We start from the raw sequence: 379 nt of genomic DNA, 5'->3' as shown, positions 1-379 counted from the left end.
ATTTTTCCATGTGGTGTGCTGCAATGAACAAGGGCGCTTAGTTAAAAAGAAAATGTTAAAGCGTGCGCAAGTGTTATCTTTTTTCCAACAACACACTACGTGTTTAGTTGCTTTAGAGGCCTGTGCAACTTCTCATTTTTGGGCTCGAGAAATCAGAAAATGTGGTCATGAGATAAAGCTTATTCCACCTCAGCATGTAAAAGCCTTCTTAGTTGGCAATAAAAATGATTATAACGATGCTTTAGCAATTAGCGTTGCTTCAAAGCAACATCATATTAAGAGTGTCTGTATAAAATCAGTTGAGCAACAAGATAACCAAGCACAGCACAAAGCGAGAGAATTAGCGGTCAGACAAAGAACGGCACTATGCAATCAAATC

The 379-nt window shown here is 38.5% G+C and carries 1 protein-coding gene; it reads left to right on the top strand.

Going from position 1 to position 379, the window contains the following annotated elements; genetic code table 11:
- The coding region (locus GQR38_RS20205) for a transposase (RefSeq protein ID WP_165738067.1) at positions 1–379 on the top strand (379 nt) is incomplete at both ends.

It is taken from the genome of Pseudoalteromonas sp. c7(2019), assembly GCF_011378625.1.
In the GTDB taxonomy this organism is placed as follows: domain Bacteria; phylum Pseudomonadota; class Gammaproteobacteria; order Enterobacterales; family Alteromonadaceae; genus Pseudoalteromonas; species Pseudoalteromonas arctica.
The sequence above is the reverse complement of the archived record's forward strand: the minus strand, read 5'-3'. Positions and strand labels throughout refer to the sequence as shown.